The sequence below is a fragment of the Trichocoleus sp. Lan genome (genome assembly GCF_039961855.1).
Lineage (GTDB): Bacteria > Cyanobacteriota > Cyanobacteriia > Cyanobacteriales > FACHB-T130 > FACHB-T130.
The window spans coordinates 94,228-110,137 of the sequence record NZ_JAMPKA010000020.1 but is presented as its reverse complement, the minus strand read 5'-3'; the positions used below and the strand labels follow the sequence as shown (position 1 = coordinate 110,137).

6 protein-coding genes are annotated in these 15,910 nt (G+C 47.7%); 2 read left to right on the top strand and 4 right to left on the bottom strand.

Annotated features, from left to right (window positions below; genetic code table 11):
- Together NDA03_RS18420 and NDA03_RS18415 are read right to left on the bottom strand one after the other, a co-directional pair.
- Positions 1–6,249: a DUF4347 domain-containing protein gene (locus NDA03_RS18420; RefSeq protein ID WP_348238798.1), complete on the bottom strand. Its 6,249-nt coding sequence runs from the start codon at positions 6,247–6,249 to the stop codon at positions 1–3.
- Between the two features lie 538 nt (positions 6,250–6,787).
- Positions 6,788–10,384, bottom strand: coding sequence for an endonuclease/exonuclease/phosphatase family protein (locus NDA03_RS18415; protein ID WP_348238797.1), 3,597 nt, complete (start codon positions 10,382–10,384; stop codon positions 6,788–6,790).
- Between the two features lie 37 nt (positions 10,385–10,421).
- Here NDA03_RS18415 and NDA03_RS18410 point away from each other — a divergent pair, with 37 nt between their 5' ends.
- The gene (locus tag NDA03_RS18410) at positions 10,422–10,658 is read left to right on the top strand and encodes a hypothetical protein (RefSeq protein ID WP_348238796.1); all 237 of its coding nucleotides are present in this window, start codon (positions 10,422–10,424) and stop codon (positions 10,656–10,658) included.
- 531 nt (positions 10,659–11,189) lie between these two features.
- On the opposite strand, the gene NDA03_RS18405 is transcribed toward NDA03_RS18410, so the two are convergent.
- Complete coding sequence (locus NDA03_RS18405; protein ID WP_348238795.1) at positions 11,190–11,942, bottom strand: peptidylprolyl isomerase; 753 nt, start codon at positions 11,940–11,942, stop codon at positions 11,190–11,192.
- A gap of 192 nt (positions 11,943–12,134) precedes the next feature.
- Positions 12,135–13,730 (bottom strand): serine hydrolase domain-containing protein, encoded by a 1,596-nt coding sequence (locus NDA03_RS18400; RefSeq protein ID WP_348238794.1) that lies wholly within the window; start codon positions 13,728–13,730, stop codon positions 12,135–12,137.
- A gap of 219 nt (positions 13,731–13,949) precedes the next feature.
- On the opposite strand from NDA03_RS18400, the gene dxs reads away from it, so the two are divergent.
- Positions 13,950–15,857, top strand: a complete 1,908-nt coding sequence (gene dxs, locus NDA03_RS18395) for a 1-deoxy-D-xylulose-5-phosphate synthase (RefSeq protein ID WP_190440698.1) — start codon at positions 13,950–13,952, stop codon at positions 15,855–15,857.
- Positions 15,858–15,910: the final 53 nt, after the last annotated feature.

The window sequence follows — 15,910 nt, the reverse complement described above, 5'->3', positions numbered from 1 at the left end:
CTAGATACTTACAAAAGTAGAAGCTGCATTACTCATAAACGTAGCAGCATTCACCCCAGCCAATATTGCCAGAGTCTGGTTGTTGGAATTGTCAATAATGCTGGTATTGCTACCTTGCTGAATAATCGACAACTGATTCAGTGCCAAACCACCAACTAACCCAATGTAGTCTTGACCAATTTGGAAGTCGCGGATGGTGTCAGTTCCTTCACCTTTGGAAACTGCGAAAATATCGCGCCCCAAACCTCCGGTGAGGATGTCATTCCCCAAGCCTCCGTAAAGTCGGTCATCGCCCCCATCTCCCCAGATTTGGTCATGTCCGGACTCACCGTACAGATAATCATTGCCACCACAACCGTTGATGCGATCGCTACCTGTACCGCCGTAGATGATGTCATCCATACCTATCGAACCCCCAGTCAAGAGATTATTGTTGAGGTCGCCAATCAGGGTATCGTTGCCGTCATCGCCGTAAATCCGGTCTTTTCCCAGTCCCCCTACAATCGTGTCATGACCGCCAAAACCATTGATCCGGTCGTCTAAAGAGGTTCCCACCAAGGTTTCAGAAAGCCAAGTGCCGTTAATGACATTGAGGGGTGCAGTGTCGTTGTCAATGTTGACAACAGCAACATCTTGCGGGTTCAGTCCGTTATATTTGGCGTCGGTGCTAATAGCAGGGGCAGTGACGATGTTGTAGGCGATATTTCCATCGACAAGTACATCGTCAACTCCTTTCACCATAATGGTTTGAGCAATATTCCAATTATTTGAAGTAAAGGTCAGCGATGGGCTGGAAACGCTGCCTTCTGTCGGATCGGAACTTCCTAAACCAAGGGTGACGTTAGCTGTAGGTTGACTATTGAGTTTGACGGTAAAGTTGGCAGCGCCTCCGGCTTCGGTGGTGTTGCCGCTAATTGGGGTGATGGTAAATCCGGCGGCGTCGTTGTCGATGTTAGTGACAGCGACATCAACAGGATTGAGTTTGTTGTAGTTAAGGTCGGTACTGACGCCTGGGGCGGTGATGATGTTGTAGGCGATATTGCCATCAACCAGTGCATCATCAACTCCTTTGACCGTAACGGTTTGAGCAATATTCCAGTTATTGGCTGTGAATGTGAGGCTGGGGCTAGAGACGGTACCTTCGGTGGTGTCGGAACTGGTTAAGCCAAGGGTGACATTAGCGGTGGGTTGGCTGTTGAGTTTAACTGTAAATGTGGTAGTACCTCCAGCTTCGGTGGTGTTGCCGCTGATCGGGGAAATAGTGAATCCAGGGGTGTCATCGTTTTTGATGATGCCTGTGGCAGTAGTGTTGCCTAGATTGGCGTTGGTAGCACTGTTGAGTTTGACGCTGAAGGTTTCATCTTTCTCAAACTTGTTGTCACCCGTGGCGTTAACCGTGATGGTTTTGGTTAAGGGGTCGCCCGGATTAAAGGTAAGGATGCCGTCGTTGTCGGTGTAGTCGCCGTCGGTTGTGGCGGCGGTGCCGTCGTTGGTACTGTAGTTGACCGTAATTGGCTGGTCGCTGGGGTTGGAAAGGGACACGGTGAAGGTGTAGGCGGTGGTGCCAGTATTGCCTTCGCTTTGAGTAACGGTGCCTGGTGCGATAGAGACGATGGGTTGAGAATCGTCGTTGGTGATGATGGCGGTACTGGCGTTCGCCTCTGGGTTAACGGTGGCGTTGGTAGCATTGTTGAGTTTGACGCTGAAGGTTTCATCTTTCTCAAACTTGTTGTCACCCTTGACGTTAACCGTGATGGTTTTAGTTAAGGGGTCGCCCGGATTGAAGGTAAGGATGCCGTCGTTGTCGATGTAGTCGCCGTCTGTGGTGGTGGCGGTGCCGTCGTTGGTACTGTAGTTGACCGTAATTGGCTGGTCACTGGGGTTGGAGAGGGACACGGTGAAGGTGTAGGCGCTGGTTCCTGTGGTGCCTTCGCTTTGAGTAACAGTGGCTGGTGTGATGGAGACGGTGGGTTTGGCATCGTCGTTAATAACCGTTACCTGTGCTGTACCTGTAGTAATCGTCGAACTTGCGGGGGCAAGTGTTAGGTTCGGTTTACTCAGGGTGACATTGATGGTTTCATCTTGCTCAAATATTGTGTCACCCAAAACATCTAGGTTGATTGTTTTGGTTGTCTCGCCAACTCCAAAGCTAAGCGTGCCGGAAAGGGCAGTTGTCCCACCTGTAACCAGTATGTTGTTGTAGTCAATGCCATTGGTTGCGGTTCCACCAATTCCATAATCAACGGTACTGGCTACACCAATTCCGCCGCTGCGCGTGACAGTAAAGGTAACGGTTTGCTTACCAGTGTCACCTTCCTTTAAAGCTAGGGAAGCAGTAGTAATCGCGTATTGAATCGTGTCGTTAGATGCGATCGCTACCGTAGCATTGTTCTTAGCAGCATCAATGGTGTAACCTGCACCCGTCGCCAAGTTTAGCCGCAGCGTTTCCGCTAACTCTGGCAAAGTATCATCAACAGCAGTAAGAGTAACATTGACAAAACCCTGCCCATTTGGAATCACCACGGACAAACCGCCGCTACTGAGATTGTAGTCGCTTGCGATCGCAGTGCTGCTACCATCAACAGCAAGATTTACTGTCAAATCGCCCGTTGTGTTGCCAGTCCGGGTAATCTGGTAAGTTCCAGTATTTGCGCCCGCTTCTGCTGCATCAGCATCTATCGCCTGGATGCTAACTGTCGGCGTTCCAGAATTGACGGTAATTTGAAAAGTTTGCACTACTGAGGTATCGACACCACCGTTAGCAGTGCCGCCATTGTCCTTAACTTGGACTGCAACTGTGGCTGTAGTAGCTGTCGCAATTGTTGCAGCAGGAGTATAAGTAAGATTACCTGTCAGCGGGTCAATTTTTGGTGCAGAGGCGAAGATACCAGGGTTACTAGTGACGTTGACGATGTAGTTGTCGATGCTTTGACTTGATTCGTTAGCAGCACCCGGATTAAACCCACTCGCCCAGCCAGTGACAGTTTGCGCCCCTGCCCCGGCTGCGATACTTTGATTGCCACCAAGTGTGAAACTGGGGGCATCGTTTACTGGGTTAATAATAATACTGACTGTTTCAGCATCGATGCTGAAGGAAGATGCGCCGCCACCCGCCCCAGGATTTACTCCAGTTTTACCGCTAGTGAGTCCGTCAGAAGCATCCCAAGCGCGGAAGGTAATGCCTGAAGTGACAGTACCGTTAAAATCGGCATTAGGGAGAAAACGGATGCGATCGCTTGTTGTATCTTTTAGTACGGTAGCAGCCGCAGCAGACACCACAAAGTTATTCCAGCTACTTCCGCCATCAGTAGAATACTGCCAACTGCCGTTGGTATTATCTACCCCAATTACAGCAATTCCTTCTACTGCACCTGCATCTGCATCGGTGATGGGGTTGCCACCAGCACCGCTAGCAATAATCTCAGAAACCAGAGTCCCATTGTTACTGGCAAGGGCAACATCTTCGTTAATTGCTGTTAGTGCCGGACTCCCGGTATTATTTAACACCGGGGCATCGTTGGCTGGGGTGACGGTAATTGGTATCGTCTTGATATTGCTAGTAGCTGCACCATCGTTAGCTGTAATCTTGAGCGTGTCGCTACCATTAAAGTCTTGCTTGCCTTTGTATAGCAGTCCGTTAGTGGCAGCTAAGTTAGCGTTAATCTGGCTTTGGGTTCCTGTCAGGGTGACAGTTCCCGTGCCGTTGCCATTGACTGTTAACCCAGTAGAGTTGACTGTCAAAGCACCATTGTTGACTTCTAGAGTGACGGTGATAGCAGTATTTCCCGCATCCACGTCAAATACGCTAACTCCTGCGATCGATAAATCGGTATCTTCAGCAACTGTTTGGGGTGCAAAGCTGCTGTTAGTTGTAATTGAGACATCTGATAACTTTACTTTGGCGCTGGCAGAGGTAGTACCATCCCCGAAGAAAATGAAGTTAGGGGTTTCATAGGGATCGATAGGCCCCACCCCCACCCAAGCAGTGTAATCCCGCAGCTTACCGCTAAGGATGGTGGTGCCGCCTGTTGAGAGAGTGTAAGTATCGCCAAGAACTGTCAGCTGGTAAGGAATTAAACCTGTAGTGGTGTCGAAGGTAGCACCTTCCGCATGAGTGAACAGAAGTTGGTTGTTGCTGGCAGAAGGATTTGCGCTGGGGTTTGCCTGAGTTGTGCCATCTTCCTGCGCCCAGATTTCATTATTCCAGAATCCTAATTCGATGCCTTTTTTGTCGCTGCTGAGAACTATGATGCTGAAACCAGCTCTATCGGCAATGCCATCGCCATTTTTATCAGCTGTGCTCGTCGTATGATTTTCTGAGAGAACTTGGGCGGTGAAATTGACGGTGTAACCAGTAGCGCGGTCTAAGGTAGGTACGCTTTTAGGGGAATAGCCAGCATAACTGTCTGGAGTGGTAGTGGTATCCAAGGTAGTCGCGCCACCGGAGGCACTTTGCGTTGCAATACCAAAGGGGATGTAGGTAAATTCTTGATCGTCGGGCGTGGTATTTAACGAACCATCGTATTTAATTACTGAAGCACCAATAATCGGCGCATCGTTGACAGATGTAACGTTGATGGTTTCAGTAACAGCGGTGCTGGTGCCACCATCGCCATCGGTAACGACAAAGCGGACGGTGCGAGGAGTGGTGCTGGGGTTCTCTGAGGCGTTCTGATAGGTGATGTTTTGCAGCAGTGCAGTAGCGGCGGCGGGTATGGCGTTGGCGTTGAAAGTGACGACTAGAGGAGTGGTGCCAGTCCCGCCTGTGAAGGTGCCGATTTGCACTCCGCCGTATTTGACAATTGTGCCATCTAGCCCAATTTGCCCTGCACCGTTACCTTGGTTGCGAATTGCTAAACGGTCGGATGCCGTGCCACCTGCCGTAAAATCTACTGTCAGCTTCCCGGTGTCAAAGTTGAGGGAGTCGCTATCTGTGACAGTGGCGGTGCTATTAATGACGGTAGCAGCTGCATTTTCGGTGTAAGGTAGCGCAGCAGCAGTCAAAATAAGACTGGGCGCAGTATTAGGAACAGAAATAGAAAAATCATCAATTGCTAAGCCGTGGTCGAAGCCAGTGTCATTTGGGTCGTTCCAACGCAGCCATATCTCTTCACCATTGTTGACTGAAAAGCTAGTCAGGGTTTGAGTAAGAGCGGTGCTATTACTGGCATTGTTTCCGTCTACAGAACCAGAACCCCCAGTTGTATTATTAACACTGACAAGATTTAAGGCAGAAAAACTTGTGTACCCTGCCTCTGAAATACTTGCAGCACCAACTTTATATTGAAAGTTGGTGGTTTGAGGTGTAACATTGTTAGCCCGCCATTGCTCCATCGTATAGGCAATATTGAGCGAAGTAAGAGTACTGCCTGTGTTGTTGACTAGGCGCACACCCCAAAAGACTGAACCTGTAGTTCCTGAAGCGATCGCTCCTAAAGCGCGATCGTTATTTCCATTGCTACCAAAACTGTAGAGTGCGCCTGTATTTTCCACTCCACTACTTGCGATGTACAATGTTCTATTGGAATACCAGCCAGGAATTGTGCTGTCATCCGTCCATGCAATATTGGTATTTATTGTTGTACTTAAAGTATTGAAATTTTGAGAGTAGGTACCCCCTGAAGTAAGACTAATTGCTGGCAGAATGTGGTTGTAAGTCTGCATCACTCCAGGCAGAAATGCTAGGTTAGCTTCAATGTTGCCTGTAGCGACTTCCAAATCCCAGTCACCGCCCAAAGCTGCGCTGCCTGTCAAGTCAACCGAAGCGGCAATGTCAGCACCTGTTAGCTGACTGAGTTGTTGCACAAAAGCTGCACCGACTTCCCCTGCTGCCACATCGCAACCGTAGAGAAGGATGTCAGCATCAGGGGTTAAAGCATTTGCCCACTGCTGTAACTGGCTAGTGTATGCTTCTAGGTTGCTTGACTTCAGTTGGGTTGACCCCAGTTGCAAACTGCCTTGTGTCCCGTGGGAAACTATGTGAACGCTGGTGACGTTGGTGCGTTCTGCCAGCACTTGTGCAATTTGCCCTACTCCATCCTGCATTGGGTTCAGGATAAATACTTCCGTCCCCGGTTCCACACCAGCAGCGAGACTCGGGTAATTCTCAACTGTAGAGTCAATGAAGACTATCTTTTGTACTCGCTGGGTAGGAGAAGTCTCTACCACTGAAGAGTTTTCACCAGCAATGCCCTGACCAGCTTGGTTTGGTTTTTGATTTGAGGAGGAATGATTCCAAAAGTCTTGCATGATGAGGTTTGGGTGTAAATATCAATGGTTGAGATAAGTAGAGACACCAGAGCGATCGCCAGCGTGTCGCTCAATAACGTAGAGAAAGTCGTCAGTTTGTAGATATTCAGGTCGCCAATAGCTGGTGAACTGAATTAATCTCAGTAGATGCTGTCATATAGTTTCCAGGAATTTTGATAAACTAGCGTTTTTAGCCTCAATTATCGAAATTCCTGCAAATATCTGGCTAGAGAGGACATTTTGTTGATAAAGGTGTATCGACCAAGGACAAATGCAAACAATCTCAAAATTGCATTGCTTGGAAAAGTTATAGTGTAGTCTTTAGCACATTTCAATTCTTTCTGTACTTATTTGACACTTTAATTGTTTACTACTTTAGGAAGATGAAAAAATTTTGACAAAAACTTTATAAAAAATTCATTGTCACTTTATCTCTGCTTTATATAACTTTTTCTTATAGGGGTTTAGGTCCGTAAACCCTAACCAGAACGATGTCCGATTACGGTCAACAGACGATTACCAATTGATTTTCACTTAACTAGATCGTGGTGAAATCATCGCTGGTCAGGGTGTTTGCTTGCACTCCAGTAAGTGTTGCTAATAGTTCCCCTGTGTTCGCAAGACCGATTAAAGCATTGTTTGCATTCGCACCCGTCCCTTGGGTAATCGTTAGATACTCCAACTTCAAACCATCGGATAATACGATGAGGTCTTGAGTATCGGTGAAGTCAAGAATCGTGTTTGTGCCGCTGTTATTCGATACAACAAAGCGATCGCTACCATTACCGCCGAAGAGTGTATTTTGACCAATCCCACCATTAAGCCAGTCATCACCGTCGCCACCGGCGAGGTAATCGTTTCCTTCTCCACCTAATAGAGTGTCGTTGCCAATCCCGCCACGCAGCAAGTCATCGCCACCCAATCCCTCTAGCGTGTCATTGCCACCTTGACCGTTAATAACATCGTTAGAAGCATCAAAACCTTGGGTGTTGTTATCCAAATCGTTAAGGAAAGCGACGGTATTTTTGTTGAAAATCTGTTTGAGATCCTCGTTAGCGTTAGCAATTTCAAAGCTTTTCTGAATCTGCGTTTGTCCGTTAAAGAGAATATTGCCGATGTCTACCGACGCACCTGTAGATTGTTGGAGGTTATTGAAATCTTGGAGGGTAAAATTTTTCAAGATAACCTTCGTGTTATCAACGCCATCGAATGCGATCGCTAAATCGTTACCCGTTTGAGTTAAAAGTAGATTGTTGGCAGTTAAACCAGCCCCTTCAAATTTGAGGGTATCGACTTCAAAAATTATCTCTGCGGATGGATGATTTCCCGTTCCTACGCCACCGAAATCTGTAATTGTGTCGATGCCATCGCCGCTGCGAATTACAAAAATATCTTGGTCTCCACCGCCGGTGAGGATATCATTTCCTTGCAGTCCGATCAGGGTATCGTTCCCCGCTTTCCCATCAATACGATTATTACTATTACTGCCAACCAAGGTATTAGAACTTGCGTTGCCATTGATTGGTAAGGTAAAACGGGCGACTAGCGGATCGTGGTCGCTATCTTGAGTAGCAAACTCGGCATTGAGATGCACAACATCAATTTCTGCCGTCGAGTTGAGATTTTTACTGACTAAAATGTGGTCAAGTGCTTGAGAATTCCCTTCAAAAATGTAGGAATATTGTTCGTTTTTCGGCAAAGTATCAATCAGGTTCGTGAGGTCGTTTCCTTTCAATACTTCTAACGGCTTTGAGAACTGAAAATCATTAAAATCCCCCAGGACTATGACATTGGCATTGGGGTCAATTGCTAGCAGGCTATCGACAAAGTTATTAACGGTAGCGGCTTGTTGTAGACGTTGTGCTTCTGAAGTGAGTGTTGGCGGTTGAGAACTTCCGAAAAGAGGTTGATCGCCACCTTTGGAGTTGAAGTGGTTGCCGATGACAAATACTTGATTGCCCTTGAAGAGAAACTCCCCAACCAAAGGCTTGCGACTGTTGGCAAAGGCGTCACCATTGGAAAGGTTAGTGTCAAGAATGCGACCCGGACTAGCGGAAAGTTCTGCGCCATCTGTTCCGCTATTTACGGTGGTGTTAGTCGTGGAGGTGCCGCCGGGACGGTCTACAAACTCAACGCGATTCGGGTTGAAGAGGAAGCCGACGCGGATATTTCCCCCCGGTTGACCGCCATCTTGGTCGTCTACCGGATTAATTTGACGGTACTGGTAAGTTGCTCCACCCAAAGATGCGATCGCATCTATTAGGGTTTGGTAAGTTTGGTTAGCATCAACGACACTATCATTTGTGGCACCATTGTTGTCTTGGATTTCCTCCAAGCTAATAATGTCTGGTAATTTGAGGTTGTTGATAACAATATTCGCAAGGCTGCTAAATTTAGCGTTATCATCAGCAGGATTGAGATTCTCGACGTTAAAACTAGCAACCGTCAACTGGTCAGCACTTCCTGTTAATGCAGTTGTTTCCCGTGCTAAATTTCCCGAAATGACGTTAGGTAAAGGTGCAGTGTTGAGAAGCTTATAATTGCCAAAGCTGTAGTCGATGACGCCAGTGATGGAACCAGTGAAGGTGTCGCCCACATTTACTTGAGGTTCACCGTTAATAATGGCATCGTCGATAATAATCCGTTCCGGGTTAAAATCCCCCGGCTGAACTACAATACCGCCCCTGTCCGTTCGGGTGCTAGCATTCACACCATTGTCAGCCAGGACGGGAATTTCACCAAAATCATTGGTAGGCCCTACCGCTACCGCATTATTCACCTGCACCCGCATTCCTTCTAGGCTTTCGTAGAAGTCAATGCCGTCTTGCGTCGGGTTAAATATACCTAATCCATCATCATCAATCACTTGAGTTGGAATCGTGCGTCCGCCCTCACCCAAAATAGTGCTACTAGGTAAAGGATTACCCTTGGAAATTGTTGCAATCCCTGCATTCCCCACAATAATTTGAGTTGTGGAGAGACTGCTGCTATCAGAACCGCTAGGAATGAATTCATCAACAATCCCGCTAACCAGAATAGAGTCCCCAACACTGACTTTGGGGGTTATCCAAGTGAGGACGAAAATCCCCTCGGAGGTAGCATCATTCGTGTCCGGATTAGGATCTTGCAGATAAAATCCATTTGACTTTACTGCGGTGACGATACCAGGGACTTTGGAAACCAACTGACCCACCAATGGCGATGTATGGCTAGCACCTTGAATGTCATGGATGCGAATATTACCAGCTTCTAGTTCGTCGTCAGTTACGGTTACGGTAATTGTGCCGCTAATATATTGGGTTGCAGAAGCTGTTAATGTCACTGTCTGAGAACCCTCTACAAACGGATCGTTCACCGCATCAATTGCGAAGGTTGCTGATGCCTGATTTGCTGGAATGGTTACAGTTGTCTCAACGGTAGCTTCGCTAGTGTCACTGCTGAGTAAGTTAATCGTGACTGACTTTGATAAGTCTCCGGTTCGGCTAACAGTTCCAGTGGCAGCACCTGCACCTGCGGCTTCTGAGAAGGTGGCGGAGTCAACAGTCAAACTAAGGGATTCTGTTATTCCACTGCCAGTATTTGTCACTGTAAATGTACTACTGGGCATCGTCAACCGTTGGTTATTATTGCCTGTCCAATTCGCTGGGTTGCTGATTTTTGTAAGTAACTCTGCTTTAGTTCCGGAAGTGCCGTTAGTAATGTTATAAGTTGCGTTATCAATTTCTGGGATAGATACCGCTGTTAATCCGTTTGTTAATCCTGGCGGTAATGCAGAGTTATTGTTACTGGTCGCATTCTCTGCCCATGCCGAATCGTTACTATTAATTGCATAAATAAAGGTGGGGTCGGTTGACAAACCCTGGTAGGCAAGGATTTGATCCCCATCACTTGAAAGTTTCATTGAACCAACGCCCGGATTGACAATTTCGCCAACCGAGTAGTTTCTATTTGCTGTCCAAGTCAGGGTTCCTTCACCCTTTCTAAATTCGTTGCTGCTTTGCCAACCTTTATTTGTAAAGTGAATTGCAGTTCCAGAAGCAATATCTTTTAGTAAAACAAAGGCAAGTTGATCGGGATCGTCAAAGTTGAAACCGATAATGGCAATGTCACCAGCAGCAAGCGTTGTCGGAGCCATATAAGTCTCTTTTCATTTTCAATGGTTGTCTAGAACTGTGAAGCCAAGTGGGAGTAGTATGGCGATCGCTAAATTCCAATTTTCAGGAGCGATCGCCATACTACTGTTTCTTCACAGAGATTACTCTTTCCCTCGGCAGGTCAAATTGAGCCAACCTACTTGTGGTAAAACAGATACTTTGGCAAAATCTATCTCTCCAGAAAATTGGTTGTTTGTAGCCAACATCATCAGCACTTATCTCAGTGCCAAGGGCAGGATTTCAAACTTTCCTTAGCCTAAATAGCGCCCCCCTAAAGATATTCAGTTGATGTTAACAAACCCTGATAATTAATTCTAAGTATAAATTAAGCTGGGATGAAGTTGCCGTAAATTCACGCAATCTTCATAAACCATCTTGGTACTAAGAAATCGCTATCTCTGTAGATATACTGAGAGCGGCAAAAAGTGGGCTAATACTTGTCGGCAACTACCCTCTATCTTGGGAGGGCGAACCCTGCTGCGGGGCTACCTTAAAGTCGGACAGGGAGACCCCGCCCCGTCTACTGCACGGTGGTTTCATACAATCCTTAGAAAATTTCGAGGCATTGCGACATTTTGTAGGGATATGGCAATCAAAAAGCCCCTACCGCCAACCAAAATCAACGTTACAGAATTTTCTTTTAATAAATGAAACCACCCTGCTACCGCTCCCCGTCCACAGCTACCGTGTATATACAAGTCTTCTTGAACTTGCAAGTCCCGTTTTGATCCCCCAACCCCCGCTAAATTGGGGGGCAATCAATTTACATCAACTTTGCCTTTAAAGTCACACTGAATCCGAGACTGAAGACTCGATAAACTGTAATAAACTGACTTGTTGCATCCGCTCTTTGAGCCAGTTATTAAACATTTCGTCAATCAATCGACGGCGCATTTGTTCATCTAGCTGTGCTGGCAAGAACTTTTCAAGTCGAACGATTGCATACCACTCTTCCAGACGAGTAGGAGGCCATAACTGTCCCGGCTGACTAATGGCTAGCATTTTTGCGATCGCTGGATGCAAAGCACTCAAACTTACCGGGCCAATGACTCCCCCAGTGTGAGCTTCTGTTCCTTGGGAATATTCTCTAGCTAACTCTGCGAAAGATTGCTCTCCTTCCTGAATTCTAAAGTAGACTTCCTGGGCAATTCCCATATCTTTGGTACGAATTAAGGAACACACTACCTGGTCGAGACTCGCTTTGCGAGCGATAAAATAAGACTCGACCTTTGAACTCCAAGTAGCCATCTTAAACTTCTCTAGCAGCAAGGGTCGTACAGCTAAGTCTTCCAGTTGTTCTAAGGTCATGCCTTGGGATACCGCCCAAGCTTTTCGCGCTTCCGGGGAGGTGAGTTGGTGCTGCGCGGCAAACTGCTCTACAGCCAATTGACGCTCTATATCTGTGCAAGAATAGAGCGCGATCGCTTCGTCAATAATAATCCCTTGCAAAAACTGGGGCAGCAACTGATAACGGCTCAACAAAGACGGAATCTCATGTGCCTGAATTACCTGGCTGCCAACTTGAAAAATTTCCGCCATCTCAAACGCAGCTACCCGCCTAGGTTTTCCCCGATTGCATGAGTCACTCGGATTGGTTCTCAACTCTTTGCTACTGACCAAATCTTATAGCAGATTCGGTCGTTATCTTTACAGAAGTGTGGATTGAACTAGAGAATTGCCAGATGACGCAACTATTGTTTTGGCTGAAATCAACAGAGCAATTGGGATGAGCTAACAGCGGGTAAAGATGAAATAATTTCCTAAGTTAAGCGATCGCGCAACGCCATCCTCCGCAACTTGCACTTCAATTAGACCGAATTTACAAGCAAAGTGGGTGTTATCTATCAGGATGCAGGGCACATCTTGGTTGAACATTTTGGTGTGAAGGAACACGCGATCTGCCTCAACATGGATAGTCAGCGTATCTAGATATGACGTGTAGCTGCCCGCATAAGATGCCCAAGCCGAGAAATCCGGCACAAACGAAGCATCGAGTTCGATGCGTTCGCAGGGTGAAGAGTTGACCATAATATACCGTGTCGGTTCTGTTGCTTCGAGGATAAAACCGACAGGAATTTTTTCTTGGCTCTCTGGCTTTTGTGCAAAATAAAGGTCTTTTTTGATTGCCTGTAAAGGCATCACCTGCTCGTTTAATTCAAGCATCAGCTGACCATCCACCACCTGAATCTCGAGCAAACCCGTCTGAGGTCCCAAATATAATCCTGTATATTGCGACCATAACTCGGTATCGGGCGCGATCGCTTGCGGCTTCGGTGCCTGCTTTGGCAGATTCAGGAGTTCGTCAAAGATTCGGTTGACGATTTTGTAAGCAGCAAAGTCAGGGGCACGACGGTTGAACACCAGCGAAACTGCAACATCAGCCTCCGGAACCATGAGGAACCAGCTACCAAAGCTGCTAATTGCACCATTGTGTCCGATTCGACGTATCCCCTTGTAGGGATCAACCATGAAAGTCAGTCCATATCCCGCCCCTTCCGCCGTATACCAGTCTGCATGAAGTGTTTGCATTTGGGCAACCGACTGGGGTGAGAGGATCTGGCGATCGCGAAAACAACCCTCGTTCATGTGCATCATCGCAAAGTTTGCCAAATCCAGCACCGTGGAAATGATAAATCCCGCCGGATAGCCAGCTGTATTATCAGCAAAACGGCGATCCACCCTTAACGTCCCATCCTCATTTTGGTCGTGCGATTGAGCAATCGGATAAGTCATCGCCACCGTCGGATCGAATGTCGTGCGTTGCATCTCCAAAGGGTCGAAAACTAACTCTTGCATCAGTTGTGTAAAGGGCTTACCGCTGACAGCCTCAGCAATATAACCAACCACCATAATGCCGGGATTGCTATAGGAATACAGCTTGCCGGGAGGTGCAATAATCGGGTACTTCGGGATCTGGTCTCGGACGTAAGCCTCAAGTCCCTCTGGATCGCGCCGACCATAGTTTTGGGCATCCGTAGGGAGTCCAGATGTATGCGTCATCAGCATCCGTAGGGTGATGCGTTCAGCAGCTCCCTCCTCGCTGAAGGCGAACCAATCAATGTAATCTGTAATGGGTCGATCGAGGTCAAGCTTACCAGTTTCAACCAGCCGCATCACCGCAGTCCCAGTCAGCGGCTTGGTGACGGAACCAATCCGAAACAGAGTTTGCGGAGTCACGGGGATTGAGCCATCTTCCACGCTGGTGACACCAAAACCCCTGGCATAGATGACTTCCCGATTTTGGACAACCGAAAGCGCCACACCTGGGATAGCGGAGGCTTTCATCTGTTCTTCAATTTGCTGTTCTAATTGATAAAAGTTAAGCATTGGTCTCTACATCCAGAATTTTTGTAATTAACGGATTTCATCGGATATTGTGCATCCCGCTAACAATCCGGGTAACAGCGAGGGGGCTTCCGTGTCCCTAACGGTTACGCAGACTAAACCCGCCTTGTCTACCGTAATCATTCGGTTCGTTCCCCCAAATCCATTACAGTTTAAAGAGATAACTAAAATCCGATCCTTAAGCTTATAGGGAAATCTGGAATGCATTTGAGTGAAATTACTCATCCCAACCAGTTGCACGGTCTATCAATTCGTCAACTTCAGCAAATTGCCCGTCAAATTCGGGAAAAGCATCTCCAAACTGTAGCCACCAGCGGCGGTCATTTGGGACCGGGATTGGGGGTCGTAGAACTGACAATCGCTTTGTATCAAACGCTAGACTTAGACCGCGATAAAGTAACCTGGGATGTCGGGCACCAAGCCTATCCGCACAAGCTGCTCACCGGGCGGTATAACCGCTTCCACACGCTGCGCCAAAAAGATGGCATCGCCGGTTATCTCAAGCGGTGTGAAAGTAAATTCGATCACTTTGGTGCTGGTCATGCTTCCACCAGTATTTCATCTGCTTTGGGCATGGCGATGGCGCGAGACCTCAAAGGCGATAACTTCAAAGTCGTGGCGGTAATTGGCGATGGGGCGCTCACAGGCGGTATGGCGTTGGAAGCGATTAACCATGCCGGACACTTGCCCAAAACTAACCTGCTGGTGGTGCTGAACGATAACGAAATGTCAATTTCGCCCAACGTCGGTGCGATTCCTCGCTATCTGAACAAAATGCGTCTTAGTCCGCCGATGCAGTTTATTACAGATAATCTAGAGGAGCAATTTAAGCATATTCCCTTTGTCGGTGAATCCCTAACCCCAGAACTGGAACGGGTGAAAGAAGGGATGAAGCGTCTGGCAGTTCCGAAGGTAGGGGCGGTATTTGAAGAACTCGGCTTTACTTATATGGGGCCGGTGGATGGTCATAATTTAGAGGAACTGATTGCCACCTTCAAGCAAGCGCACAAGATGCAGGGGCCAGTCTTGGTTCACGTCGCAACAGTGAAAGGGAAAGGCTACGAAATAGCGGAGAAAGACCAAGTCGGCTACCACGCACAATCCCCCTTTAACCTCGCAACTGGGAAAGCGGTTCCTTCCAGCAAACCCAAACCTCCTTCTTATGCCAAGGTGTTTTCCCACACGCTGGTCAAACTCGCTGAGAATAATCCCAAAATTATCGGCATCACAGCAGCAATGGCGACGGGCACGGGTTTAGACAAACTCGCCAGCAAACTGCCTAAGCAATACATTGATGTCGGCATTGCCGAACAACATGCGGTTACTTTAGCCGCCGGTTTAGCTTGTGAAGAAATGCGACCCGTTGTCGCGATTTACTCTACTTTTTTGCAACGTGGCTACGACCAAATCGTTCACGATGTCTGCATTCAAAAATTACCCGTCTTCTTCTGTCTTGACCGCGCCGGAATTGTCGGTGCTGACGGTCCCACGCACCAAGGGATGTACGATATCGCCTATCTGCGCTGTCTCCCGAATATGGTGTTGATGGCACCCAAAGATGAAGCTGAATTGCAGCAGATGATCGTGACGGGTGTTAACTACACCGATGGCCCGATTGCCATGCGCTATCCTCGCGGCAATGGCTACGGGGTGCCCCTGATGGAAGAAGGCTGGGAAGAACTGCCCATCGGCAAAGCCGAAATTTTGCGCCAAGGCGATGATGTTTTGATCCTGGGTTATGGCTCGATGGTCTATCCCGCCATGCAGGCAGCGGAGATTTTGAGTGAGCATGGGATTGAGGCGACTGTTGTGAATGCTCGTTTTGCGAAGCCGCTGGATACTGATTTAATTTTGCCTTTGGCTCAGCAGATTGGTCGGGTGGTGACGCTAGAAGAAGGCTGCATCATCGGCGGCTTTGGTTCGGCTGTGGCAGAAAGCTTGCTGGATAATAATCTGATGGTGCCGATAACGCGGATTGGCGTGCCTGATGTATTAGTGGATCATGCTACGCCAGAACAGTCGATGGCGGAACTGGGTCTGACACCAGCTCAAATTGCCGAGCGAGTGAGGAAATGTTTTAGTCCTCAGCTGTCAGCAGTGATGGGTTAAAGGTAGGTTTTTTTAACGCAAAGGTACGCACAGGTAAGCGCTGTCCTGCGGCT